At 70.0% G+C, this 23,347-nt stretch carries 24 protein-coding genes and 3 tRNA genes; 14 read left to right on the top strand and 13 right to left on the bottom strand.

The window, feature by feature from the left end; genetic code table 11:
* Positions 1-83: 83 nt before the first annotated feature.
* The 8 genes from FJ657_RS16320 to FJ657_RS16355 form a co-directional block, all read right to left on the bottom strand.
* Positions 84-521 carry a DUF1003 domain-containing protein gene (locus FJ657_RS16320; RefSeq protein WP_255447403.1) on the bottom strand — a complete coding sequence of 146 codons (438 nt, stop codon included), beginning with the start codon at positions 519-521 and terminating at the stop codon, positions 84-86.
* Positions 522-528: 7 nt separating this feature from the next.
* Complete coding sequence (locus tag FJ657_RS16325) at positions 529-1,287, bottom strand: FAD:protein FMN transferase (RefSeq protein ID WP_141164772.1); 759 nt, start codon at positions 1,285-1,287, stop codon at positions 529-531.
* Positions 1,287-1,799: an FMN-binding protein gene (locus tag FJ657_RS16330; protein WP_369407415.1), complete on the bottom strand. Its 513-nt coding sequence runs from the start codon at positions 1,797-1,799 to the stop codon at positions 1,287-1,289. Before FJ657_RS16330 ends, FJ657_RS16325 begins: the two co-directional genes overlap by 1 nt.
* A 2-nt stretch (positions 1,800-1,801) precedes the next feature.
* Positions 1,802-3,211 (bottom strand): ferredoxin reductase family protein, encoded by a 1,410-nt coding sequence (locus tag FJ657_RS16335; protein WP_141164774.1) that lies wholly within the window; start codon positions 3,209-3,211, stop codon positions 1,802-1,804.
* Between the two features lie 89 nt (positions 3,212-3,300).
* The gene (locus FJ657_RS16340; RefSeq protein ID WP_141164775.1) at positions 3,301-4,635 is read right to left on the bottom strand and encodes a sensor histidine kinase; all 1,335 of its coding nucleotides are present in this window, start codon (positions 4,633-4,635) and stop codon (positions 3,301-3,303) included.
* Positions 4,632-5,309 (bottom strand): response regulator transcription factor, encoded by a 678-nt coding sequence (locus FJ657_RS16345; protein ID WP_141164776.1) that lies wholly within the window; start codon positions 5,307-5,309, stop codon positions 4,632-4,634. The genes FJ657_RS16340 and FJ657_RS16345 overlap by 4 nt, the downstream gene beginning before the upstream one ends.
* Positions 5,310-6,032, bottom strand: a complete 723-nt coding sequence (locus FJ657_RS16350) for a VIT1/CCC1 transporter family protein (protein WP_141164777.1) — start codon at positions 6,030-6,032, stop codon at positions 5,310-5,312.
* A gap of 128 nt (positions 6,033-6,160) precedes the next feature.
* Positions 6,161-6,517 (bottom strand): ArsR/SmtB family transcription factor, encoded by a 357-nt coding sequence (locus tag FJ657_RS16355; RefSeq protein ID WP_141164778.1) that lies wholly within the window; start codon positions 6,515-6,517, stop codon positions 6,161-6,163.
* Between the two features lie 96 nt (positions 6,518-6,613).
* On the opposite strand from FJ657_RS16355, the gene FJ657_RS16360 reads away from it, so the two are divergent.
* From FJ657_RS16360 to FJ657_RS16370, 3 genes are read left to right on the top strand one after another with little or no spacing between them, the layout of a single operon-like run.
* Positions 6,614-7,033 carry an arsenate reductase ArsC gene (locus tag FJ657_RS16360; protein WP_141164779.1) on the top strand — a complete coding sequence of 140 codons (420 nt, stop codon included), beginning with the start codon at positions 6,614-6,616 and terminating at the stop codon, positions 7,031-7,033.
* Positions 7,030-8,412, top strand: a complete 1,383-nt coding sequence (locus FJ657_RS16365) for an NAD(P)-binding domain-containing protein (RefSeq protein WP_141164780.1) — start codon at positions 7,030-7,032, stop codon at positions 8,410-8,412. The genes FJ657_RS16360 and FJ657_RS16365 overlap by 4 nt, the downstream gene beginning before the upstream one ends.
* Positions 8,412-8,915 carry a GNAT family N-acetyltransferase gene (locus FJ657_RS16370; protein ID WP_141164781.1) on the top strand — a complete coding sequence of 168 codons (504 nt, stop codon included), beginning with the start codon at positions 8,412-8,414 and terminating at the stop codon, positions 8,913-8,915. Before FJ657_RS16365 ends, FJ657_RS16370 begins: the two co-directional genes overlap by 1 nt.
* Positions 8,916-9,194: 279 nt before the next feature.
* Here the strand turns inward: FJ657_RS16370 and FJ657_RS16375 are convergent, their stop codons facing one another.
* Positions 9,195-11,300 (bottom strand): KAP family P-loop NTPase fold protein, encoded by a 2,106-nt coding sequence (locus tag FJ657_RS16375; protein ID WP_141164782.1) that lies wholly within the window; start codon positions 11,298-11,300, stop codon positions 9,195-9,197.
* 60 nt (positions 11,301-11,360) lie between these two features.
* On the opposite strand from FJ657_RS16375, the gene FJ657_RS16380 reads away from it, so the two are divergent.
* Positions 11,361-12,467, top strand: coding sequence for a site-specific integrase (locus tag FJ657_RS16380; RefSeq protein WP_141164783.1), 1,107 nt, complete (start codon positions 11,361-11,363; stop codon positions 12,465-12,467).
* A 128-nt stretch (positions 12,468-12,595) separates the two neighbouring features.
* Here FJ657_RS16380 and FJ657_RS16385 read toward each other — a convergent pair.
* From FJ657_RS16385 to FJ657_RS16395, 3 genes are all read right to left on the bottom strand, one after another.
* Positions 12,596-12,668: transfer RNA gene (locus tag FJ657_RS16385), tRNA-Phe, on the bottom strand.
* A gap of 60 nt (positions 12,669-12,728) precedes the next feature.
* Positions 12,729-12,802 (bottom strand) — tRNA-Asp (locus FJ657_RS16390).
* A 48-nt stretch (positions 12,803-12,850) separates the two neighbouring features.
* Positions 12,851-12,923 (bottom strand) — tRNA-Glu (locus FJ657_RS16395).
* Positions 12,924-13,409: 486 nt separating this feature from the next.
* Between FJ657_RS16395 and FJ657_RS16400 the strand changes: the two genes are divergently transcribed.
* Both FJ657_RS16400 and FJ657_RS16405 read left to right on the top strand, forming a co-directional pair.
* Entirely contained in the window at positions 13,410-14,636 is a 1,227-nt protein-coding gene (locus FJ657_RS16400; RefSeq protein WP_181409020.1) for a M23 family metallopeptidase, read from the top strand.
* Positions 14,637-14,667: 31 nt separating this feature from the next.
* Positions 14,668-15,915 (top strand): C40 family peptidase, encoded by a 1,248-nt coding sequence (locus tag FJ657_RS16405; RefSeq protein ID WP_141164785.1) that lies wholly within the window; start codon positions 14,668-14,670, stop codon positions 15,913-15,915.
* Positions 15,916-16,020: 105 nt separating this feature from the next.
* Here the strand turns inward: FJ657_RS16405 and ppa are convergent, their stop codons facing one another.
* Positions 16,021-16,512, bottom strand: coding sequence for an inorganic diphosphatase (gene ppa, locus FJ657_RS16410; protein ID WP_141164786.1), 492 nt, complete (start codon positions 16,510-16,512; stop codon positions 16,021-16,023).
* A gap of 86 nt (positions 16,513-16,598) precedes the next feature.
* On the opposite strand from ppa, the gene tilS reads away from it, so the two are divergent.
* The 8 genes from tilS to FJ657_RS16450 all read left to right on the top strand — a co-directional run bounded on the left by tilS (position 16,599) and on the right by FJ657_RS16450 (position 23,315).
* The gene (gene tilS, locus FJ657_RS16415) at positions 16,599-17,651 is read left to right on the top strand and encodes a tRNA lysidine(34) synthetase TilS (RefSeq protein ID WP_141164787.1); all 1,053 of its coding nucleotides are present in this window, start codon (positions 16,599-16,601) and stop codon (positions 17,649-17,651) included.
* 50 nt (positions 17,652-17,701) lie between these two features.
* Positions 17,702-18,253, top strand: coding sequence for a hypoxanthine phosphoribosyltransferase (gene hpt / locus FJ657_RS16420; protein WP_141164788.1), 552 nt, complete (start codon positions 17,702-17,704; stop codon positions 18,251-18,253).
* A gap of 134 nt (positions 18,254-18,387) precedes the next feature.
* Positions 18,388-20,409: an ATP-dependent zinc metalloprotease FtsH gene (gene ftsH, locus FJ657_RS16425; protein WP_141164789.1), complete on the top strand. Its 2,022-nt coding sequence runs from the start codon at positions 18,388-18,390 to the stop codon at positions 20,407-20,409.
* A gap of 5 nt (positions 20,410-20,414) precedes the next feature.
* Entirely contained in the window at positions 20,415-21,308 is an 894-nt protein-coding gene (folP, locus tag FJ657_RS16430; protein ID WP_255447405.1) for a dihydropteroate synthase, read from the top strand.
* Positions 21,305-21,766: a dihydroneopterin aldolase gene (folB, locus tag FJ657_RS16435; RefSeq protein WP_141164790.1), complete on the top strand. Its 462-nt coding sequence runs from the start codon at positions 21,305-21,307 to the stop codon at positions 21,764-21,766. Before folP ends, folB begins: the two co-directional genes overlap by 4 nt.
* Complete coding sequence (folK, locus tag FJ657_RS16440) at positions 21,763-22,251, top strand: 2-amino-4-hydroxy-6-hydroxymethyldihydropteridine diphosphokinase (RefSeq protein WP_141164791.1); 489 nt, start codon at positions 21,763-21,765, stop codon at positions 22,249-22,251. The genes folB and folK overlap by 4 nt, the downstream gene beginning before the upstream one ends.
* Positions 22,252-22,253: 2 nt before the next feature.
* Positions 22,254-22,733 (top strand): DUF3180 domain-containing protein, encoded by a 480-nt coding sequence (locus FJ657_RS16445; protein WP_141164792.1) that lies wholly within the window; start codon positions 22,254-22,256, stop codon positions 22,731-22,733.
* A 48-nt stretch (positions 22,734-22,781) separates the two neighbouring features.
* Complete coding sequence (locus FJ657_RS16450; RefSeq protein ID WP_141164793.1) at positions 22,782-23,315, top strand: PH domain-containing protein; 534 nt, start codon at positions 22,782-22,784, stop codon at positions 23,313-23,315.
* The last annotated feature ends 32 nt before the right edge of the window (positions 23,316-23,347 follow it).

Consider the following 23,347-nt stretch of genomic DNA (forward strand, 5'->3'; position numbering starts at 1 on the left):
GAACAGGAAGGATCAGGAAGATCAGTAAGAAGCAGGCGATTCGAGCTGACGCTTCGCACCGATGGGAGGACCCGACTGCAGGTTCAGCGCGGATCACCGTGCGCGTCGACCTCACCCGTCGCAGCGGTGAGGACAGCCGAGGTGCGTATTTCAGCGAGCATCTTCAGCTGCTCCCGATTGATCGCCATGAGGGTCTCGATCTCGATCTTCGCCGCGGCGTTGGTCTCGTAGTCGTGCTGTGCCAGAGCGGCAGCTACGCCGTCCTGACGCCGAGCCGCGATGAGCAGGATCGCTCCTTGCAGTCCGGCGAGCATGGACAGGAAGAGATTGAGCAGGATGAACGGATAGGGATCCCATCGGATGCCGGTGAGGTTCGTCAGCGCCCAGACGAGCATGAAGGCGACGAAGCCGCCGACGAACGCCCAGCTGCCCATCCCGTTGCGGAGGATGTCAGCTGCGCGATCGCCGCGGGTGAGCCGTTCGCGGTGCTGATCGTTCCAGTTCGTGATCGGTCGGGACATGGGCATCTCACTTCTGGTCGGCCGGCTCAGGAACGCCGGTGGTGAAGCTAGGGTCCGCCAACCGGATGCCCGGGGTCGCCGAGATCGCCCCATCCGGCGCGATGACGAGCGCGTCGATGCGGTGCGTCATGGTGAGCGTGTCGAGCAGCTCGGTTCCGCCGGCCACGATCGCGGTCGCCAGCACGTCGGCCATGACGATGTCGTCGGCGACGACCGTGGCCTGCGCGATGCCGGTCGCGACACCCCAGATGTGCTCGCCGCGCTCGGCGCTGCCAGAGGAGGCGACCGCGCGGCGGGGCGCGGCGACTGTCAGAGCCGTGGCGATGCGGCCGGGTGCGTGCGGGTCGGTGATGCCGACGGCGGTCGGCGCGCTCGAGCGCATCAGCACGTCGCCTCCGCAGTTGAGGATCCAGTCGCCCGTGACCGCGGTGTCGAGGATCGTGCCGGCATCGGCGATCGCCGCGGCCTTCACGATGCCCGACAGGTCGATCACCCCGTCGGGGCGGTGCGGCGTGAAGAGCCCCGAGGTGGCCGATCGCCACTCGAGCGCGTCGGCGTAGGTGCGACGGAATGTGTCGGACGTGTCGCCGAGGCGCAGGTCGCCGGCGGCCAGCCGGCTGATCTCGCTGTCGTCGCGGTAGAGGCTGAACTGCGCATCGAAGCGGTCGAAGGTCTCGCGCACCCAGTCCACGACCACGTCGGCGAGGGGCTCGTCGGTGCGCAGCGACACCACCGTGCCCATCGTGGTGAAAACCCGGGTCGGCATCAGCGGGCCTGGTCGAGGGCCGACTGCAGCGAGGTGATGTAGCCCTCCGACGTGTAGGTGGCTCCCGAGACCGTCTGGATCTGCGCCGACTGGGCCTGGATGGCCTCCTGACGCAGCACGGGCGCGGCGCGATTGCTGATGCTGACGCTCCGCTGGTCGCGATCGGTCAGGTGTACCGCCTGCACGTCGGTGATCGACCCGCCCGAGACGGTAATCGCGACCTGCACCGCGCCGAAGCGGGTGTCGGCGCTTTGCCCGGTGTACGAGCCGTCCTTCAGGCCGGATCCGGACCCGGCCGACGAGGAGCCGGTGGTCGAGTCGGAGGTTCCCGACCCGCTCGCGGATCCCGACCCGGCGAAGGTTCCCGACCCGGCGGAGCCGGACGTGCCCGAGCCGCCGGTGCTGCCGGAAGCCGTGGTGGCGGTGGCCGGGTGGGAGGCTGCCGTTCCGGCCTGCCACCCGATGATGAGCACGGCGAGGGCCGCGAAGGCGCCGCCGAGAGTCGCGCGCACGTTCACCAGTCGAACCTCTCTCGATGGATGTGACGGGGGTCGGCCGAGCGCTGCTCGAGCTCGGCCTCGACGAGGTCGGCCCAGGCGTCGGAGCCGCAGATGTAGGTCTCCGCCGCGGCGGCCCTCGGGAACACGCTGTCGAAGGTGACGCCGCGGTCGCGGTCCTCCTGCGACAGCCATCCCGCGGCGCCGTCGGCGCGGCGGCCGATCGACAGATACGACCGCCATCCCCGCTGTCGGCAGATCTCGTGGATCTCCTGCCAGAGGTAGGTCGAGGTCGCGTCCGACGCGCGCACCAGCACCGTCACGGCGCCGGGTGCGGCCTCCAGCCTCTCGAGCAGAGCGCGGGCGGGAGTCATCCCGATGCCGGCCGTCACGACCACGATCTCGTCGCGGCCGCGCGCGGAGTCGGTGAAGACGCCGTAGGGGCCCTCGAAGCTCACCGGTGTGCCGGGGACGAGCTGCGCCAGGCGGCGGGTTCCGTCGCCGAGCTCGCGGATCGTGATGCGCGCCGAGTGGTCGGTCGGCGCCGACGACAGCGAGATCGGGTGCGCATGCCACCAGGTGCGCCGCGACCAGAACCGCCACTGGAAGAACTGGCCGCCTTCGGCCTTCAGCCGCGAGAGGCCCCGGCCGCGCAGGTGGATCGAGACCGCGTCGGCGCCGATCCGCTCGACGCGGTCGACCACGACGCGGTGGCGCAGCGACTGCACGAGCGGCTCGACGAAGCGGAAGGTGACGATGGAGCCGAGAGCGACCACGTAGAGCGCGATCCAGTAGACCCGCTGCGCCGTGCCCTCGGCGAAGACCTGGCCCTGCGAGAACTGGTGCGGCAGCGCGGCGATCACGGCGCCGTACGAGAGCAGGTGGATGAGGTGCCACACCTCGTAGCGCAGGCGTCGCCGCACGGCGATCAGCGAGGTGACGATCACCGCGACGAAGAGCGCGATCGAGAGGTACGCCAGGGGCATGTCGGGTGAGCTGAACAGGCTCGCGGTCTCGGCGGCGACGTTCACGCGGTCGTTGTAGGCGTACCCCGCGGTCAGCAGGGCGCCGTGACCGAGCAGCAGGTAGAACGCGGGCTTGCCGAGCCGGCGGTGGCCGGCGATCGCCCGGTCGTGGCCGATCGTGCGGTCGATGAGCGGGATGCGCGCGGCGAGCACCAGCATGATCAGCACGAGGTTGCTGCCGACCAGCCCGGCGATGATCCCGCCGGCGGTGAGCGCGTCGCCGAGCCCGGTGATGGTCACGCCGTCGGCGAGGAAGAGCGAGACCGCGAGCGCGGTCGAGGCCCACGCGACGATGGTCAGCAGGTCGGCTCGAGCGTGACGCCGGCGGTGTCGGCGCAGGCGCGACGAGACGGCCGGCGCCGCGGATGCGGTCGCGGTCGGAGCGGTCAGCAGCCCGGTCATCGTGAGGTCCTTCCTCGGTGGGTGGATCTCAGTGTCGGAAGGCCGCCTATGGCCGGGCCGCGAGAAACGACGTTCCCGGGCGAGAGAACTCACATCTTCGGAAGACGCGCCTCGGCGCGGAACCCGGGGGCGAGGTTCTGCACGCGCGCATCGCCACCGGCGGCGACGGCGACGGCGCGCACCAGGGCGAGGCCGAGCCCGCTGCCCGGTCGGCGCCGCGCGTCGTCGGGGCGTGCGAAGCGCTCGAACGCCCGCGGCAGGAAGTCCTCCGGGGCTCCGGGCCCGTCGTCGTCGACGCGCAGCAGGATCTCGTCGCCGTGGTCGTCGAGGGTGACCACGATCCGGCCCGTCCGCTCGACGGCGCGGATCGCGTTCGCGAGCAGGTTGTCGGCGACGCGCGAGAGCGCGAGCGGCTCCACCCGATACCGTGCCGCGGGGTCGTCGAGCTTGACCTCGTCGTCGATCTCGATGTCGAGGTCGGCGACGCGCACGCGGGCGCGATCGATCGCGGCGAGCACGTCATCCAGCACCTCGGCGCCCGTCTCGCTCGCGTCATGGGCGCCGCCGTCGTCGAGTCGCGACAGCTCGAGGAGGTTGGTGGCCAGGCCGGTCAGACGATCGACCGAGGTCGTCGCGGCCGCGAGTCCGGCCTCGACGCCGGCCGGGTCGTCGAGTCGACGCCGGGTCAGCTCCAGTTCGGCCCCCAGCGTCGCCAGCGGAGTGCGCAGCTCGTGCGCGGCGTCGGAGACCATCTGACGCTCGCGATCCGCGCTCGCGCGCACGCGCTGAACGAAGCCGTTGAGCGTGGCGGCGAGCCGGGCGAGCTCGTCGTCGTTGTCGGCGACGGGCAGCAGCTCGGCGGCGTCGAGCGCCTGGGCATGGCGCCGCAGCTCCTCGACGGGGCGCAGGGCGCCGCGGGCGAGCATCCACGACGCGCCGATCACGACGACGAGCAGGCCGGCGCCCGTCAGCAGGAACACGGTGTCGATGCCTGAGACGGCCGAGCGGCTCGACGACACATCGCGCGCGGCCCACATCGACCACACGCCGTCGCTGGTCGCGACGCGCTCGCTCACGATCACATAGGAGCGCCCCTCGTCGTCGTCGAGGGTGAAGTCGGTGCCGTCGGCCGTCGCCGCGATGACCTGCCGCACGTCGTGGGGGGCGGTGTCGCGCACGGTCGTACCGTCGGGCGCGCGGATGACGATCAGCAGTCCGTTCGCGACGGCGTCGGGCCCCTCGTCGGGGTTGCGCTGCAGGTCGGTCGCGAACGACGTGAGGTCGGAGCGCGCCAGGCTGACGCCGCTGTCGTGCAGCAGGCGGGTGATCTCGGCACGCGCCACGAGCAGTGCGACGGTCAGCAGCAGGGCCGCCATGATCGACGTGCCGACGACCAGTCGGGTGCGGATGCGCCATCGCCTCACGCGGTCACCTCGACGAGACGGTATCCCTGCCCGCGCACCGTCTCGATCGCGGCGGTCGATCCGGCGGCATCCAGCTTCTTGCGCACGTAGCGCACGTACTGGTCGACGATGCTCGGGTCGATGTGCGCCGTGCCCCAGACCTCGCCGAGCAGGTCGGACCGCGACGCGACCTGCGGCGATCGGGTCAGCAGGGCCCTCAGCAGGCCCTGCTCGCGGATGGTCAGCGTGACGGGCGCGTCGCCGACCTGGATGCGGTTGGCGACGAGGTCGATGGCGAGATTCCCCAGCTCGAGCCGGGTCTTCGCCTGGCTGGCCTGACGGCGCAGGAGCGCCCGGATGCGCGCCGAGAACTCCGGCAGCGCGAACGGCTTGGTCAGGTAGTCGTCGGCTCCGGAGTCGAGGCCGCGCACGCGGTCGTCGACCGCGTCGCGCGCCGTCAGCATGAGGATCGGGAAGGCGAGCTCGCGTGCCCGCAGCTGCCGACACAGCTCGAATCCGGTCATCTGCGGCAGCATCACGTCGATCGCCGCGGCGTCGAACTCGGTCGACGAGGCGGCGATCAGCGCCTGGATGCCGTCGCCGCAGACGGTCGCCTCGTGACCGTCGTCGGCGAGCGAGCGAGAGACGACGGCGGCCATGGCCGGATCGTCTTCGACGACCAGGATCCGGGCCATTCAGGCCACCCCCGCCGCGCCGACCAGCGACCCGATCGCGAAGGTGGCCGCGAGGGCGAGCGCGCCCCCGACGACGACGCGCAGCGTCGGCCGCGCGGCGGGGCTGCCGCCCAGGCGCGCGCCGGTCGCGCCGGTGATCGCCAGCGCGACGAGCACGACGACGACGACCGCGGGCACCCGCACCGGCTCGGGCAGCAGCGCCGCGGCGAAGGGGAGCGCGCCGCCGATGGTGAATGCCGCCGCTGAGGCGCCGGCGGCGTGCCACGGGCTCACCAGGTCGCCGCGGTCGATGCCGAGCTCGACCTCCAGGTGCGCGCCGAGCGCATCGGCCGCGGTCAGCTCGGTCGCCACCTGACGGGCGGTCGCGGCGCTGAGGACCTTGCGGCGGTACAGCTCGGTGAGCTCTTCGAGCTCTTCGACGGGCTGCTTGCGCAACTCTCGCTCCTCTTTCGCGATGAGCGCCCGCTCGCTGTCGCGCTGGCTCGAGACCGACACGTATTCGCCGAGCGCCATCGAGACGGCGCCGCCGATGAGCGCGGCGAGCCCCGCGGCGATGATGGGCGGCAGCGCGGGGGTCGCGGCGGCCACACCGACGACGATCGCGGCGACCGAGACGATCCCGTCGTTCGCGCCGAGCACCCCGGCGCGAAGCCAGTTCAGGCGCCCGTTCACACCGGCGGCGTGCGGCTCATCGGCATGGGTCGGCGGTGCTGCGTCGGTCATGTGGGCCCCCTTCGCGGTCACAGTAGACGGATCGAAGGTCCTCCGGGGCTGTCGAGGGCGCAGATGTGCGGACTCTCATGAGGCGACACGAGCACTACGGAGTCACGACCGCGCGATCGCGGCTTCGGTCAGACCGTGCGCAGCAGATCGGCGATCTTGTCGAGCGACCCCGGCACGAGCGCGTAGTAGGCCCAGGTGCCGCGCTTCGAGCGGGTGAGGAAGCCCGCCTCCATCAGCACCTTGAGGTGATGCGAGACGGTGGGCTGAGACAGACCGAGCGGCCCCTGCAGGTCGCAGACGCATGCCTCCTGGCCGACGTGCGACGCGACGATCGAGACGATCCGCACGCGGGTCGGGTCGGCGAGCGCCTTCAGGGTGCGAGCGACGGTCTCGGCGCCGGCGGGATCGATCGCCTCCTTCGTGAGGGGCGCGCAGCAGGCGGCGGCCGAGACGTCGGTGATCGGGAGCAGCTCGGCGACAGGCATGAGGCCATCATGCGCTCATCCATCGACGAATGTCTATATTGACGAGCATCGATGTTCGGGGTCACACTGGCGCTGACCGATCGTCTGGAGGATCCGATGCCCGACAAGCCCACCGTGCTGTTCGTGTGCGTGCACAACGCCGGCCGCTCGCAGATGGCCGCCGGGTGGCTGCGCGAGCTGGCCGGCGACCGCGTCGAGGTGCTGTCGGCTGGCAGTGAGCCCGCCGACCAGCTGAACCCGATGGCTGTAGCTGCGATGTCCGAGGTCGGCATCGACATCGCGAATGCCGAGCCCAAGATCCTGACCGTGGATGCCGTCCGCGAGTCCGACGTCGTCATCACGATGGGCTGCGGCGACACCTGCCCGGTCTTCCCCGGCAAGCGCTACGAGGACTGGGAGCTCACCGACCCGGCCGGCAAGTCCCTCGACGACGTCCGCCCCATCCGCGACGAGATCCGCGGCCGCATCGAGGCCCTCATCGCCGAGATCGTCCCCGCCCAGGGGGCGACAGCATGACCATCACCGACAGCGCGCCTATCGCGGCGGTCGCGGGCCAGCGCGAGACCAGCCTTCCCGTCGTCATCATCGGAGCAGGTCCGGTCGGCCTCGCCGCGGCCGCTCAACTGCTCGAACGCGGCATCGAGCCGCTCGTCCTCGAGCGCGGCGACCACGCCGGCGCGGCGATCAGCGAGTGGGGCCACATCCGGCTCTTCTCGCCGTGGCGGCACGTCACCGACGCCGCCTCGGTGCGGCTGCTCGAAGCGCAGGGCTGGACGCCGCAGCACCCCGACGCGCTGCCGACGGGCCATGAGCTCGTGAAGCACTACCTCGCGCCGCTCGCTGCGACCCCGCAGCTCGCGTCGCGGATCCGCTACGGCGTCACCGTCGAGAACGTCTCCCGCGACGGCATGGATCGGACGCGAACGGCTGGTCGCGACACGACCCCGTTCCTCATCCGCGTCGACTCCCGCGGTGACGCCGACGAGATCCGTGCCCGAGCCGTCATCGACGCCTCCGGCACCTTCTCCACCCCGAACCCGGTGACCACATCCGGACTCGCCCCTCGACACAGCGCCGAGGTCGCCGACCGGCTCACCCACGGCCTGCCCGACGTGCTCGGTCGCGACCGCGCGCAGTTCGCCGGGCGCCGCGTCGTGGTCGTCGGGGCGGGGCACTCGGCCGCCAACGCGCTGATCGCGCTGCGCCGCCTCGCCGAGCAGGAGCCCGGCACGACCATCACCTGGGCGATCCGCTCGGCCGACCCGCACCGCGTCGTCGGATCCGACGACGATCAGCTGCCGGGACGCGCGTCACTCGGCGCCGCCACGCGCGAGCTCATCGACGACAATGCGGTGACGCTGGTCGATCGGTTCCTGATCGACGATGTCGAGCCGCGAGGTGATGCCGTGGCGCTGGTCGGCACGCGCGCTGGGGCGCCGACGGCCATCGAAGCCGACGTTGTCGTCGTCGGGACCGGATTCCGGCCCGACCTCGACGGACTCCGCGAGATCCGGCTGCGCCTCGACGACGTCGTCGAGGCGCCGGAGAAGCTGGCCCCGCTCATCGACCCCAACGAGCACTCCTGCGGCTCGGTGCCGCCGCACGGCGTCGACGAGCTCAGCCACCCCGAGAAGGGCTTCTGGCTGGCCGGGATGAAGTCCTACGGCCGCGCGCCGACGTTCCTGCTGCTCACCGGCTACGAGCAGGTGCGCTCGATCGCCGATGAGCTCGCCGGTCGCCACGAGGAGGCCCGCCGCATCGAGCTCGTGCTCCCCGAGACCGGCGTCTGCTCGACCGACCTCGCCGCCGGTTCCTGCTGCATCGTGCCGGCCGCCAGCGAGCGCAGTGCGGTCTCGGACCTGACGCTGACCGCGAAGCCCGCCTCCTGCTGCTGATGCGCATCCGCCCCATGGTCGAGGGGGACTGGCCCGCTGTCGAGGAGATCTACCGCGCCGGCATCGCCACCGGCAACGCGACCTTCGAATCAGAGCCGCCCACCTGGGAACGATTCGACGCCACGCGCCGGCCGGAACTCAGACTCGTCGCCACCGACGAGAGGGGCGACGTCGTCGGCTGGGCAGCGGTGTCGAGCGTCTCGGCAAGGCTGGTCTACGCCGGAGTCGTCGAGCACTCGGTCTACGTGCACCCCGACCACGCTGGCCGGGGCGTCGGCCGGGCTCTCGTCGACCAACTCCTGGCGCAGGCGCCGGAAGCCGGAGTCTGGACGATCCAGTCGAGCATCTTCCCCGAGAACACCGCGAGCCTCCGACTCCACGCCGAGGCCCGATTCCGAACCGTCGGGACTCGGGAGCGCATCGCGCTCATGACCTACGGTCCGCACGAAGGACAGTGGCGTGACACGATCCTCATCGAATGGCGCGCTCGAGCCGACCACTGAGTCTTGATCCGGCTGCGGGAGCTGCGCTCCCTTGCCGCTCGACACGGTGGGGACTCGGTCAGCCGACCACGATCCAAGGGCTATGAACCGGGGCACCTGCACCCGTGGCGCCCCTGCGTTTGACCGTGCGCCGGGTGCGAATGGGTAAGCGAACGAATGCAGGTGGTTTCGCCCTGATCTGCCGCGCCTGCCGTCCTTCGGCCGCATCCCAACCTCTGCCACTCCACTGCTCTTCGTTTGTGAATTGACAGAGGTTGGGATGTGCGCAGGCGCGGCAGATCAGGGCGAATCTGGATTGGGTTCTATACGAAGTGAGGCGAGAGCGACGTCGACTCGGTTCTGAGGTGTGTCCGGCGGGCCCTCGAACCGGTCGGAGCTGAGTTCCGGTGATGTCAAGATCTCAGCCGAGTAAGTGCGCCTGAGTTCGTCGAGCTCAAAGAACTTCGATGCCTCTTCGAAATCTAGGTAGCTGAGATATGGCGCGCGTTTCGCGCCGAGAGTCACGTAGCTCTGTACGAAGAACCCGAGAGCATTCAGATCGCCGTGTTCGATGCGTTGCGCCTCGAACCAGTCGGAGAATCCTGATGGATCTAGACGAGACCAGGCCCAAACGGCGGGCCTCAGTTCGCTACGAATGGCAGAGGGAGACGAGCCCTCTCTCAGGAGTTCTTGGCGCACCACATCCCGAACCATTCTTGTCTGTGATTCGAGGAGTCTGAACTCACTTCCGCGCTGCGGCCGAAGGGCAGTGTCGAGGGTGTTCAGCAAGAGCGATACGTGTGCCGCTAGAGACTGCAGATAGACCGTCACCAGGCTCTCGTCGAGAGTGCGAAGCCTCGCGCTGAGCGCTGACTCTAGGCGGGCGCCAGGGCGAATCGCGTCTGCCTTAGCCGGCATCGAGGACCAGAGGTTGGCCAGCCAGTCGAAGAGCTCACGCGAGCTCCGGCTCTCGCGTTCGAGTCCTCTTGCGACCTTTTCTAGAACAGCATCCGCATTCGATATCGCAGCAAGCTCGACCAGAGTGACGGCGGACGATCCGGCCTCGCCAGCCGCGAGATCTGATAGCGCTCGTTCCACTACTGCATCAGCGATGTCCTCAGGTGGAAGCCCAAAGCTGAAGTAGCGATCGAAGTAGCTTTCGTGAGCGAGCCGGAGGGGTTTGGCTGGTTCGGAGTCTGACGTGGACGATGACCACAAGTACGAAAACCGTGGAAACAGGAATCCAATCGCTGACGCGACGCCTTCGACTTCCGAGTCGCGAGTGCCACCTTCGATGAGCCGGGATCGCCACTTGGCAACGCGCGCCTTCGATTCCGCGTCATCAGTACGAGAACCGCCGAAGTAGGGCGCACCCACGAGCTCGTCTCGGTGGCGCTGAATCAGTGCGTAGGCACCGGGCTCGGCCGTTCGAAGCCAGGACAAGACGAGGTAGTCGACGTTGTCAACCTCCCCGAGCATCCCAGGCGAGACCATACGAACTTGCGCGAAATAGCGATTGATGGCCCGTGGGGTTGACAGGCGCGCTGCAAGGAAAGCGAAGAACGCGCTCGAGAACCGCGCGGCGTCGGCTTCGGAGATTCGGATGGTCCCCGACGTCGAGAGTTCCGCGAGCTCGAGGTTGACCAGGGCTCGGACATCAATTGGTCGAAGCGCGGGGACGTCGAACCGCGCCTGAACGACTTTTTCCAAGTAGTCCCGTGCTCTCGACGCCGAGCTGCGCCCGACGAGTGAGGTATGGGACAGGACGTCGATGAGAGTTTGTTCGTCGTAGCTCAGCAGGTAGTGCACATGCGGAAGACGCCCGATCTGGCGGACGAGCTTCAGCGTGAGCAGGAGCTCGTCGGCGGATACTCGGTCGAGGTCGTCGATCACCACCAGTGTGGGTACCTCTGCTTCTTCCAACGCGGCTTCAAGTGCGGCTCGTGCTCGCGCGACGCTACGGTCACCGTCAAGAAGCTTCGCGAACCCTTCGACGGCGTGGCTCGGATCAACGCCTAGGAAGCCAGCGATCGACGTGAGGGGAGCCACAGAGCGAGCAAAAGCCGACAGCGCTTCACGCGCCTTCTTGAGCGGGCTGGACTCGAATGCTCCCGATAGCTCCGCGATGAAGCCGGTTTGCAGCGATGCGTCGTCTTGAAAGTCCCACGGGTTGAACCGAACAAAGTTCCACGGCAGATCCGATTCTGCCTCGGCCTTTCGTTGCAACCACTGAAGCATCGAGGACTTTCCTGAACCCCACGGGCCGACGAGGCCGAACACGGTGGAGGACTTAATCGACTGCGCTTGCCGGAGCACGGCCCATGTCGCCTCGAGGAACTGACCCCGTCCGTAGTTGCCGGCGAGATCTGCCGCCGGGTCGTCCGAAAACCAAGTGTCGACCTTCATTGCCGCTCCCGTATCGCCAAAGTCGTATGCCAGTTATAACGTGCATTGCGAGGAGGGCTCATGGGGTCAATCGCCGCGTACGAGACGTCAGCCGGCCGCCGCTATCGGGTTCGCTATCGGACGCCCGACCGGCGGCAGACTGACAAGCGCGGGTTCCGCACGAAGCGCGACGCCGAAGACTTCCTTGCGACGGTCGAGGTCTCCAAGATCCGCGGCGAGTGGGTCGACCCGACACGGGCGCGCATCACGATCGCCGAGTGGGCGCCCCAGTGGTACGCGGCGCAGCTGCAGCTGAAGGCGACGACGCTCTCCGGCTACAGGCTCTCGCTCGACCGCCACGTCGTGCCGCGATGGGGCAACTACCGGCTCGCCGACGTCGGCCACGCCGACGTGCAGTCGTGGGTCACCGAGCTCTCGCAGACGCTCGCGGCGTCGACCGTGCGCCAGATCTTCCTCGTGTTGTCCGGGCTGATGAAGTACGCGATCCGCGACGGCCGGATGAACCGCAACCCCTGCGACGGAGTGCGCCTGCCCCGTGCGAAAGCGAAGGCCCGCGGTTACCTCACCCATGAGCAGGTCGGGGCGCTCGCGAGAGCCTGCGGGCAGGAATACGGCGACATCGTGCTGTTCCTCGCCTACACGGGCCTGAGATGGGGCGAGATGGCCGCACTGAAGGTCGGGCGGCTCGACATGCTGCGGCGGCGCATGGAGGTCGCAGAAGGCGTCACCGCGCCGCGCGGCGAGCTCGTCTGGAGCACGCCCAAGTCGCACGCGAGCCGATCTGTGCCGTTCCCGGCGTTCCTGACGTCGGCCATCGCGGCGCGCTGCGTCGGGCGGCGGCGGGACGAGCTCGTCTTCGTCGGGCCCGACGGGGGAGTGCTCCGCAGCAACAACTTCCGCCGTCGGCAGTTCGCCGATGCCGTCGCCGCTTGCAAGGGGGTCGACGCAGACTTCCCGAGCCTGACGTTGCACGATCTGCGCCACACGGCCGCGAGCCTGGCAATCTCCGCCGGCGCGAACGTGAAGGCGGTGCAAAGGATGCTCGGCCACGCCAGCGCCGCGATGACTCTCGATGTCTACGCCGACCTCTTCGACGACGACCTCGACTCGGTCGCGACGGCGCTCGATTCCCGCGCGGCAGCAGCCGGCGTCACCGCCGTGCTCTGACCACGAGCGAGAGCGACGAGGGCTGTTCGCCCACGAGCGTGGGCATTTCGTGGGCACGGATGGTTATCCACAGCCTAGAGGCGCAGCGGGAAAGCAAAAACCCCCGGCATGACCGGGGGTTTTGTCTGTGGCTCCGACCGGCGTCGATCCGGTGACCTTCCGATTTTCAGTCGGACGCTCTACCAACTGAGCTACAGAGCCTCGGACTCGCACGGAGTCCGGATGGTGAGAAGCCCCTCGAGAAGAGGGGCTCCGCATCCGCGACCCTGACGGGACTTGAACCCGCGACCTCCGCCGTGACAGGGCGGCACGCTAACCAACTGCGCTACAGGGCCTTGCTTGTTGAATTGTTCCGGTTGCTGCTCCTGACGGAACCCCACTCGTGACCCCAACGGGATTCGAACCCGTGCTGCCGCCGTGAAAGGGCGGTGTCCTAGGCCACTAAACGATGGGGCCGTGCAGCACGGACGCGATCTGTCGAGACAGGCGGCGAACCGAACGGCAACCGAGCAGTAACTATAGGTCGCCCCGGGGGAAAACGCGAATCGAGCGCCTCGCGTCGAAACCCGGGCGTGTCGAGGGGGCGCTGCCGGCCGGCCGAGAGCCGGAAGCCGGGGCCCGGAGGGCGACTTCGGCATGCCCGTTCAGTGGCCCGCGAAACCACCGGGGCGCCTTCGGAGCGCTCTGCGACACGGCCCCAGTCCGGGGGTAGACGCGGGCTCGGCTAACCCGGTCGGATTCCGCGGCACTCGGGCCGATGTCCCCGACGCCGCCGGGATCGCGGCGTAGTTTCAACCCGACATTGAGGCTTCGCCCCCGAAGGGCGGGCCCATCCGTCGCGCCGACAGGGTCTGGTCTGACGCCGATACCTGTTGTTACTGTGATTGATGTTGTCAATGTGAATAGCGCGAAGAGGGCGCGATGACAGCGATTCGGGGACACATGCACGACAAGACCGGTCAGGGGATGACCGCGAGCTGGCGGGGACGCGCACTGCGCGGCCTCGCTGTCGTGACCGCACTGGCCGTGCTGCCGGTCGTCGCCATCACGGCGCCCGCCGCACCGGCCTACGCCGCGAGCTATCCGAGCTGGCAGGACGTGCAGAACGCCGTCGCCAACGTGAACGCCGCGCAGAACCTCGCCAACCAGGTCGCCGCGCAGATCGCCGCCCTCACCGCCGAGGTCGCGCGCACGCAGCAGGTCGCCCAGGAGAAGGGCGACCTCTACGGCAAGGCGCAGGACGCCTACGACGAGCAGGTGCTCAAGACCGACAAGCTGCAGGGCCAGGCGGATGCCGCCAAGGCCGAAGCCGACAAGGCCAAGGGCGTGGCTGACCGGCTCATCGCCGAGCTCGCCAAGCCGGGCGGCGGCAACCTCACCACGAGCCTCATCGCCAAGCCGGGCAAGGCATCCGACCTGCTGAAGAAGTGGGGCACGATGTCGAAGCTGTCGGAGAGCTCGAAGAGCATCTTCGACCGCGCCTCGCAGCTGCAGGGCACCGCGCAGGCGCTGACCGACCAGGCCGGCGAGGCGAAGAAGGAGCTCGACACCCGCAAGCAGGCGGCTGAGGCCGCCTTCACGGCGGCGCAGGACGCTGCCGTCGCCGCCGGTGCCGCGCTCGACGCCCAGAACCAGCACAAGGCTCAGCTCGAGGCCCAGCTCGTCGTGCTCAAGGAGAAGCGCGCGGCGACGCAGGCCGACTACCAGAAGGGTCTCGCGGCCCAGTACGGACCCGGCGCCGCCGGCGAGGTCGGCCCCAACGGCTACGCGCGCCCCGCCGCCGGCCCGATCACGTCGAGCTACGGTCTGCGCTACCACCCGATCTACCACGTGTGGAAGCTGCACAGCGGCACCGACATCGGGGCCGGCTGCGGCGCGCCGATCTACGCCACCCACGCGGGAACCGTCACCTACTCCGGCTGGTTCAGCGACCTCGGCAACTACATCACGATCGATCACGGCAACGGCACGTCGAGCGGCTACGGCCACATCGTCAACGGCGGCCTGCTCGTGCGCGTCGGCCAGCAGGTCGCGCCAGGTCAGCAGATCGCGCGCGTCGGCAGCACCGGCGGGTCGACCGGCTGCCACCTGCACTTCATGATCCGCATCAACGGAAACCTCACCGATCCCGTGCCCTTCATGCGCTCGCAGGGAAGCCCGATCGGCTGATGACCTCGAGAAGGGACGGCGAACGGAGCCGATGAATGAACGCAGACGCCTGTGGGGGGCGGCAGCTGCTCTCGTCGTCGTCGCCCTGATTGTCGGGCTCGAGACTCCGGGGGTCGCCAACGCCGACCCCAGCTATCCCACCTGGGATGACGTGAAGCGAGCCCAGGGCAACGAGGCGGCCAAGAAGGCCGAGATCGCGAAGATCCAGAAGCTCATCTCCGGGCTCGAAGGCCAGACGGCCGACCTCGGCAAGAAGGCCTCCGTCGCCGCCGAGAACGTGCTCCAGGCGCAGGCGGCGCTCGATGCCGCGCAGCGCAAGGAGGACGCGCTGACGGCTCAGGCGAAGAAAGCCGCCGAGACCGCCGACGCCTCGAGCCTGCGCGCGAAGCGGCTGCTCGTGCAGATGGCGCGCCAGGGCGGCGGGGACATCACGCTGTCGCTGCTGCAGGGCGACGCGAAGGACACCGACGCGGCGCTGTACAGGCTCGGCGTCATGTCGCGCCTCTCCGACTCGTCGCGCGGCGTGTTCGAGAAGGCGGAGTACGACCGCAAGAACGCGGCGGCGCTGAGCGATGACGCGGCCGCGGCGAAGAAGGCGCGCGACGCGAAGAAGAAGGCGGCGCAGACCACGCTCGACGCCGCCAAGCAGGCGCAGAGCGCCGTGCAGACCCGGCTCGCGGCCCAGGACACGGTGTCGACGACCCTCACCGCCCAGCTGGCCTCGCTCAAGAACACGACCGCGGATGTCGAGCGCGAGTACCAGGCGGGCCTCGCCTGGGAGCGCGCGCAGGAGGCCGCGAAGACCCCGCCCGCGCCGCCGCCCTCGGGCAACACCGGATCTCCATCGAACCCGCCGGTGACGCCGGAGACGCCGGTGCCGCCGCCCGTCGCGAGCGTCGTCGACACGGCCATCGCCTACGCCAAGGCGCAGATCGGCGAGCCGTACGTGCTCGGCGGTGCCGGGCCGAGCAGCTGGGACTGCTCGGGGCTCACGATGATGTCGTACTCGGCGTCCGGCGTCGCGATCGGCGGCCACGGCTCGAACCTGCAGTACAACTACCTGGCCGCGAAGGGGCGTCTGGTGACGCTCGCGAACATGCAGGCGGGCGATCTGCTCTTCTACTCGAACGGCGGCGCCGTCGGCGGCTCGAAGTACCACGTGACGATGTACATCGGCGGCGGGCAGATGATCGAGGCGGCCTACCCGGGAACCACCGTGCGCATCCGCGCGGTGCGCTACGGCGACCTCGTGCCCTACGCGGGTCGCCCCACCGGCTGACCCCCCGGATCCCCGTCGTCCGCAGCGGACATGACGAAGGGCCTCGGGATGCGCATCCCGAGGCCCTTCGTGTTCGCCGGTGCGACCGGCGCAGGGAGTTCCGACTCAGTGCGAGCCGGGCACGTAGGCCGCGATGCCGGCCTCGACGATCTTCTCCGCCTCGGCGGCGTCGCCCCAGCCCTCGGTCTTGACCCACTTGCCGGGTTCGAGGTCCTTGTAGTGCTCGAAGAAGTGCTCGATCTCCTTGCGGGTGTACTCCGGGATGTCGTCCACGTCCTGGATGTGCGACCAGCGCGGGTCCTTCGCGGGCACGGCGATGACCTTGGCGTCGCTGCCGCCGTCATCCGTCATGTTGAAGACGCCGACGGGGCGCACCTTGACGCCGACGCCGGGGAACAGCGGGTAGTCGAGCAGCACGAGCACGTCGACGGGGTCGCCGTCGAGGCCGAGGGTGTTCTCGAAGAAGCCGTAGTCGGTGGGGTAGACGAAGCCCGTGAACAGCACGCGGTCGAGGAACACGCGACCGGTCTCGTGGTCGACCTCGTACTTGTTGCGGCTGCCCTTGGGGATCTCGATGACGGCGTCGTAAGCGGCCATGTCGGGGGTTCTCCTCGTTGATCGGATGCGGGTCTCAGAAAACGGCACCGGATGCGGCGGCGCGAGACACCCCATAACGTTATCCGGTGCCCGATCGACCCCGGCTGACCCCCGCCATCGCCGACGTGCGCCGTGCCGTGCGCGAGCTGCTCGCGGCCCGCGCCGACGCCGGCGCGCTGCCCGAGGGCTCGCTCGTGCTCGTCGCGCTGAGCGGCGGACCCGATTCGCTCGCGCTCGCCGCCGCGACCGCGTTCGAGGCGCCGCGCGCGGGGTTCCGCGCGGGCGCCGTCGTCGTCGACCACCGCCTGCAGGAGGGCTCCGCCGCGGTCGCCGAGCGCGCCGCCGAGCAGGCCAGAGCCCTCGGACTCGACCCGGTCGAGGTGCGGCGCATCCCCGACGGCGACGGCTCCCGCACGGGCAGCGTCGAGGCCTGGGCGCGCACGGGCCGCTACCGCGAGCTGGACGCCGCGCTCGCCGAGCTCGGCGCCCGCGGCATCCTTCTCGGCCACACCCGCGACGACCAGGCCGAGTCGGTGCTGCTCGGTCTGCTGCGCGGGTCGGGCCCGACGAGCCTCTCGGGCATGGATGTCGTGAACGGCACTCGCTGGCGTCCCCTGCTCGGCCTGCCGCGCGCGACGACCGTGCAGGCCTGCGCCGACGCCGACCTGCAGCCCTGGGCCGATCCGCACAACGCGGAGGAGCGCTTCATGCGCGCCCGCGTGCGCAAATCGATCATGCCCGTGCTCGTGAGCGAGCTGGGAGCGCAGATCCCCGGCTCGCTCGTGCGCACGGCCGAGTTGCTGCGCGAAGACGCCGAGGCGCTCGACGCCATGGCCGCCGAGGTCATGGAGGACGTCGTCGAGCTGGAGGAGGCCGGGCTCTCGATCGGCGTCGCCGTGCTCGCCGCGAATCCGGCGGCGCTGCGCCAGCGCATCATCCGCCAGGCCGTCGACTCCGAGTTCCACGTCGCGCTGAGCCGCACGCAGACGCTCGAGGTCGCCCGTCTCGTCACCGACTGGCGCGGGCAGGGGCCGATCGACCTGCCGGGCTTCACCGCCGAGCGGCGTGGCGGCCGCATCCACCTCATCTCGACCCGCGCCGGCGAGCTCACCGGCGTCAAGCCCCCGCACGACCACTGAGCCGGGTCGCGGCGGGATCGCGTGGCTGCGGGCGCGATTAGGCTCGTCGCATGGAGACCTCCGACGTCGCGAACGACCTGGCCGACATCCTCGTCACCGAGGAGGAGATCCACGCGAAGCTGGCCGAGCTGAGCCGGCGGATCGAAGCCGACTACGAGGGTCGCGAGATCCTGCTCGTGGGTGTGCTGCGCGGCGCCGTGATGGTCATGGCCGACCTCGCCCGCGAGCTGCGCGCGCACGTCGAGATGGACTGGATGGCGGTCTCCTCCTACGGCTCCGGCACCAAGTCGAGCGGCGTCGTGCGCATCCTGAAAGACCTCGACAGCGACCTGACCGGCCGCCACGTGCTCATCGTCGAGGACATCATCGACTCGGGCCTCACCCTCTCCTGGCTGCTCGAGAACCTGCGCAGCCGCGGTGCTGCGAGCGTCGAGATCTGCGCCCTGCTGCGTAAGCCCGACGCGGTCAAGGTCGAGGTGCCGGTCAAGTACATCGGCTTCGACATCCCCAACGACTTCGTCGTCGGCTACGGCCTCGACTACGCGGAGAAGTACCGCAACCTGCGCGCCGTCGCGGTGCTCGCGCCGCACGTCTACAGCTGACCTCCCGGCGGCCTCGACGCGCTCAGCGGGATGCGGGTGCGCCTCCGGCGAACATGCAGGGGGCGCAAAGAGACAGAGCGTTACTCTGACTTCCACGTATTCCTAGGAAGGATGCGGGCACAGCCCGCACAAGCATGGACTTCAAGCGCATCTTCCGCGGGCCGCTGATCTGGGTCGCGATCGCGGTCATCCTCGGCCTCGTCGGGTTCAGCTTCCTGAGCAGCCAGGGCTACCGCGACATCCCCACGCAGGACGGCATGAGCCTGCTCAAGGGCAGCGACGTCAAGGAGGTGAAGATCACCGACGGCGAGCAGCGCGTCGACCTGATCCTCAACAAGGCGTACGTCAAGGACAAGACCGACTACGGCACCCAGGTGCGCTTCAACTACGTCGAGGCCCGCGCTGACGACGTGAAGACCGCGGTCGACGACTCGAGCGCGAAGTACACCGACGACGTGCCGACCACGAACTGGTTCATGAGCATGCTCGGCATCCTGCTGCCGTTCCTCATCATCGGCGTGATCTTCTGGTTCCTGCTCTCGAGCATGCAGGGCGGCGGCAACCGGGTCATGCAGTTCGGCAAGTCGAAGGCGAAGCTGGTCTCGAAGGAGAGCCCGAAGGTCACCTTCGACGACGTCGCCGGCAGCGATGAGGCCGTCGAGGAGCTGCACGAGATCAAGGACTTCCTCAAGGACCCGGCCAAGTTCCAGGCCGTCGGCGCGCGCATCCCCAAGGGCGTGCTGCTCTACGGCCCTCCCGGAACCGGCAAGACCCTGCTGGCCCGCGCCGTCGCCGGCGAGGCCGGCGTGCCGTTCTACTCGATCTCGGGTTCCGACTTCGTCGAGATGTTCGTCGGCGTCGGCGCGAGCCGCGTGCGCGACCTGTTCGAGCAGGCGAAGCAGAACTCGCCGGCCATCATCTTCGTCGACGAGATCGACGCGGTCGGCCGCCACCGCGGCGCCGGCCTGGGTGGCGGACACGACGAGCGCGAGCAGACGCTGAACCAGCTGCTCGTCGAGATGGACGGCTTCGACGTCAAGACGAACGTCATCCTCATCGCGGCGACGAACCGCCCCGACATCCTCGACCCGGCGCTGCTGCGCCCGGGACGCTTCGACCGCCAGATCGGCGTGGATGCGCCCGACCTCAAGGGTCGCGAGAAGATTCTGTCGGTGCACGCCAAGGGCAAGCCGATGGCGAAGGGCGTCGACCTCGAGGTGCTCGCCCGCAAGACGCCGGGCTTCACCGGCGCCGACCTGGCGAACGTGCTCAACGAGGCCGCGCTGCTCACGGCGCGCAGCTCGGCGCAGCTGATCGACAACCGGGCCCTGGATGAGGCGGTCGACCGCGTCATGGCCGGTCCGCAGCGACGCACCCGCGTGATGAACGACAAGGAGAAGCTCATCACGGCGTACCACGAGGGCGGCCACGCTCTCGCGGCGGCCTCGATGCGCCACACCGACCCGGTGACGAAGGTCACGATCCTCCCGCGCGGTCGCGCCCTCGGCTACACGATGGTGCTGCCGCTGGAGGACAAGTACTCGGTCACCCGCAACGAGCTGCTCGACCAGCTGACCTACGCCATGGGCGGCCGCGTCGCCGAGGAGATCGTCTTCCACGACCCGACCACGGGCGCGTCGAACGACATCGAGAAGGCGACGAGCATCGCCCGCAAGATGGTCACCGAGTACGGCATGTCGGCTGACATCGGCGCCGTCAAGCTCGGCCAGTCGCAGGGCGAGGTCTTCCTCGGCCGCGACATGGGCCACCAGCGCGACTACTCCGAGGACATCGCCGAGAAGGTGGATGCCGAGGTGCGCGCCATCATCGAGGCGGCCCACGACGAGGCCTGGCAGGTGCTCAACGACAACCGTGACATCCTCGACAACCTCGCTCGCGAGCTGCTCGAGAAGGAGACGCTCGACCACGACCAGCTGGCGGCGATCTTCGCGGATGTGCGTAAGCTGCCCGAGCGTCCGAAGTGGCTGTCGTCGACGAAGCGCCCGCTGAGCGACCTGCCCCCGATCGAGATGCCCGCCAAGGCCCCGGTCGACCCGGGTGCGGTGGATGGCGGCGTCGACAGCGGCGAGCCCAGCCCGGCCAAGCCGGCGCGCGCGCCGCGCCCCTCGGGCAACCCCGGCCTCTCGCCCGCCTGAGCGCGATGACCGACGACTCCGGGCGCAGCGTGGCGGCCGAGCGGCCTGCCGCGCCCGGTGTCGTGCCCGGCTCAGCACCCGTCACGGTGCCGCAGATCATGGGCGTGCTCAACGTCACGCCCGACTCGTTCAGCGACGGCGGCGAGTGGTCGGAGGCGCGCGCGGCGATCGAGCGCGGCGGACTGCTGTTCGAGCAGGGCGCCACGATCATCGACGTCGGCGGCGAGTCGACCCGGCCCGGCGCCACGCGCGTCGACCCGGACGAGGAGCGGCGGCGCATCCTGCCGGTCATCCGCGAGCTGAGCGACCGGCGCATCCCCGTCAGCGTCGACACCGTCAACGCCCGCACCGCGGCGGAGGCGATCTCGGCCGGCGCGGTGATCGTCAACGACATCTCCGGCGGGCTCGCCGACCCGGCCATGGCCGAGGTCGTGGCCGACGCGGGAGTGCACTTCGTCGCGATGCACTGGCGGGGCGGGGCGGATGTGCAGACCGAGTACCGCGACGTCGTCGCCGAGGTGCGCGCCGAGCTGAAGCAGCGGGTCGCTGAGCTCGCGGTCGCCGGCGTCGAACCCGACCGCGTCATCCTCGACCCGGGCATCGGCTTCGGCCACACGCCCGAGCAGAACTGGCAGCTGCTGCGGGGCATCCCCGAGCTCGCCTCCCTCGGCCATGGCGTGCTGGCCGCCGTGTCGCGCAAGCGCTTCGTCGGCGGCGTGCTGCCCGAGACCGCGAGCGTGCTCGACCGCGACCTGCCCACCGCCGTGACCAGCGCCCTCGCCGCCGAGACCGGGGCCTGGGCCGTGCGCGTGCACGACGTGCCCGCGACCCGCACCGCGCTGACCACCTGGGCGGCCTGGCGCGATGGCGGCGTCATCGATCGCGGGGAGCGCGGATGAGCGCCGCCGCCACGAGCCCGCACGACGGCGGGCTCGGCCCGCTGCCGCTCGACCGCATCCGCGTCACCGGCCTGAAGGCCTTCGCCCACCACGGCGTCTTCGAGCACGAGCGCGAGAACGGCCAGCTCTTCGTCATCGACGTCGAAGTGCGTCTGCCGCTCGGCCCCGCCGCCGGCGGCGACGACCTCGCGAGCACCGTGCACTACGGCGAGCTGAGCGAGCAGGTCGTCGCCGCGGTCGAGCGCGACCCCGTCGACCTGATCGAGACCGTCGCCGAGCGCATCGCCGCCGTCGCGCTGAGCTGGCCGGCCGTGCGCGAGACGACCGTCACGGTGCACAAGCCGAGCGCGCCGATCACCGTGCCCTTCGACGACGTGAGCGTGACGATCACGCGGCGCCCGACGCCCGCCTCGCCCGCCGCCGCGCAGCCCGCATCCGCCCCGGAAGGACCCGCATGACCGACGTGCCCCGCACCGCCGTGATCGCCCTCGGCGCCAACCTCGGCGAGCGTGAGACCACGATCCGCCAGGCGGTCGCCGAGCTCGAGGCCACCGAGCAGATCGACGTGCTGGCGGTGTCGCCGCTCTACGACTCGGTCGCGCTCACCCTCCAGGGTCGTGACGAGTCGAAGCCCGGCTACCTCAACGGCGTCGCGCTCGTGACCACCACGCTCGACCCCGAGACGCTGCTCGCCGTGCTGCAGGGGATCGAGACCGCACACGGGCGCGTGCGCGTCGAGCGCTGGGGCGACCGCACCCTCGACCTCGACCTCATCGACTTCGCCGGGATGACGCGCGACTCCGACCTGCTGACCCTGCCGCATCCGCGCGCCGTCGAACGCGACTTCGTGCTGCGTCCTTGGCTCGATGTCGACCCGGATGCCGAGCTCGTCGGCGAGGGCCGCGTCGCCGACCTGCTCGCCCGCCTCGACCGGAGCCGCTGAGCATGGGACGCACCACCGCGGGCACGCTCATGGTGCTCGGCGTGATCGGCGCCGTGGCCACGTTCCTGCTGCAGACCGCCGTCACCTCGGCCGGAGCCGCGCGTTACGAACCGGCGGTGAGCCTGCCGATCGCCGTCGTCGTGATCGCCGCGATCGTGATCATCCTCGCCGTGCCGATCTACCGCACGACCCGCGGCCACAGCCCCCGACCCGTCGACCCCATCCTCGCCACCCGGATCGCCCTGCTCGCGAAGTCGAGCTCGCTCGCCGGCGCGCTGCTCGTCGGCGCCGCGCTCGGACTCGTCGGCTACCTGCTCACCCGTTCGGTCGCCGGGGTAGGGTCGATGCTCATGGCGTTCGCCGCCCTCGGCGGCGCGATCATCCTCCTCGTCGCGGGGCTCGTGGCCGAGTTCCTCTGCACGGTGCCCCCGCACGATGACGACGATCACGACCACGATCCCCCGGGCAGCGTGCGCTCCTAGGGACGCGACCCCGCCGGAGCCGTCGGCCGGCCGCAGCGAGAGGATGCCGTGAGCGACACCCCCGAGAACCCGTCCGCCGCCAGCGCGGTCGACGAGCGCCGCCTCGAGCCCGTCGCGGGCGACTGGCGGCGCGTCTCGCCGAAGTACCTGCGCTACGACCTCGTCTCGACGGCGATCTGGACCGTCATCCTCACCTTCGCGGTCACGCTGCCGTGGCTGCTGAGCGGGCAGCGGATCTGGGGGCTGCTGCTCATCCCGGTCGCCGTGTTCATCACCCTTGTGCTCGTGCTCGCGTTCACGCCCCGCCGCGTGCGGGCGATCGGCTACCAGCTGCGCGACGACGACCTCGTGCTGCGCAAGGGCATCCTGTTCCACCGCACGGTCGCCGTGCCCTACGGGCGCATGCAGCTCGTCGACGTGACGCGCGGACCCATCGAGCGCGCCCTCGGCCTGAGCCAGCTCAAGCTCGTCACGGCCGCTGCGGCGAGCAACGTGCTCATCCCCGGACTCGCCGAGGCGGATGCGGATGCGCTGCGCGACCACCTCGTCGAGCTCGCCGAGACGCGTCGGGCGGGTCTGTGACCGACGGGCCTGTGACTGGCGGGCCTGTGGCT

This window comes from Schumannella soli, assembly GCF_006517435.1.
Taxonomy (GTDB): domain Bacteria; phylum Actinomycetota; class Actinomycetes; order Actinomycetales; family Microbacteriaceae; genus Schumannella; species Schumannella soli.

Excerpts from the sequence above, each read along its gene's own strand:
- FJ657_RS16320 (WP_255447403.1), bottom strand. The coding sequence starts at position 521 with ATGTCCCGACCGATCACGAACTGGAACGATCAGCACCGCGAACGGCTC.
- FJ657_RS16325 (WP_141164772.1), bottom strand. The coding sequence starts at position 1,287 with ATGCCGACCCGGGTTTTCACCACGATGGGCACGGTGGTGTCGCTGCGC.
- FJ657_RS16335 (WP_141164774.1), bottom strand. The coding sequence starts at position 3,211 with ATGACCGGGCTGCTGACCGCTCCGACCGCGACCGCATCCGCGGCGCCG.
- FJ657_RS16345 (WP_141164776.1), bottom strand. The coding sequence starts at position 5,309 with ATGGCCCGGATCCTGGTCGTCGAAGACGATCCGGCCATGGCCGCCGTC.
- FJ657_RS16350 (WP_141164777.1), bottom strand. The coding sequence starts at position 6,032 with ATGACCGACGCAGCACCGCCGACCCATGCCGATGAGCCGCACGCCGCC.
- FJ657_RS16355 (WP_141164778.1), bottom strand. The coding sequence starts at position 6,517 with ATGCCTGTCGCCGAGCTGCTCCCGATCACCGACGTCTCGGCCGCCGCC.
- FJ657_RS16360 (WP_141164779.1), top strand. The coding sequence starts at position 6,614 with ATGCCCGACAAGCCCACCGTGCTGTTCGTGTGCGTGCACAACGCCGGC.
- FJ657_RS16365 (WP_141164780.1), top strand. The coding sequence starts at position 7,030 with ATGACCATCACCGACAGCGCGCCTATCGCGGCGGTCGCGGGCCAGCGC.
- FJ657_RS16370 (WP_141164781.1), top strand. The coding sequence starts at position 8,412 with ATGCGCATCCGCCCCATGGTCGAGGGGGACTGGCCCGCTGTCGAGGAG.
- FJ657_RS16375 (WP_141164782.1), bottom strand. The coding sequence starts at position 11,300 with ATGAAGGTCGACACTTGGTTTTCGGACGACCCGGCGGCAGATCTCGCC.
- FJ657_RS16380 (WP_141164783.1), top strand. The coding sequence starts at position 11,361 with ATGGGGTCAATCGCCGCGTACGAGACGTCAGCCGGCCGCCGCTATCGG.
- FJ657_RS16400 (WP_181409020.1), top strand. The coding sequence starts at position 13,410 with ATGCACGACAAGACCGGTCAGGGGATGACCGCGAGCTGGCGGGGACGC.
- FJ657_RS16405 (WP_141164785.1), top strand. The coding sequence starts at position 14,668 with ATGAATGAACGCAGACGCCTGTGGGGGGCGGCAGCTGCTCTCGTCGTC.
- ppa (WP_141164786.1), bottom strand. The coding sequence starts at position 16,512 with ATGGCCGCTTACGACGCCGTCATCGAGATCCCCAAGGGCAGCCGCAAC.
- hpt (WP_141164788.1), top strand. The coding sequence starts at position 17,702 with ATGGAGACCTCCGACGTCGCGAACGACCTGGCCGACATCCTCGTCACC.
- ftsH (WP_141164789.1), top strand. The coding sequence starts at position 18,388 with ATGGACTTCAAGCGCATCTTCCGCGGGCCGCTGATCTGGGTCGCGATC.
- folP (WP_255447405.1), top strand. The coding sequence starts at position 20,415 with ATGACCGACGACTCCGGGCGCAGCGTGGCGGCCGAGCGGCCTGCCGCG.
- folB (WP_141164790.1), top strand. The coding sequence starts at position 21,305 with ATGAGCGCCGCCGCCACGAGCCCGCACGACGGCGGGCTCGGCCCGCTG.
- folK (WP_141164791.1), top strand. The coding sequence starts at position 21,763 with ATGACCGACGTGCCCCGCACCGCCGTGATCGCCCTCGGCGCCAACCTC.
- FJ657_RS16445 (WP_141164792.1), top strand. The coding sequence starts at position 22,254 with ATGGGACGCACCACCGCGGGCACGCTCATGGTGCTCGGCGTGATCGGC.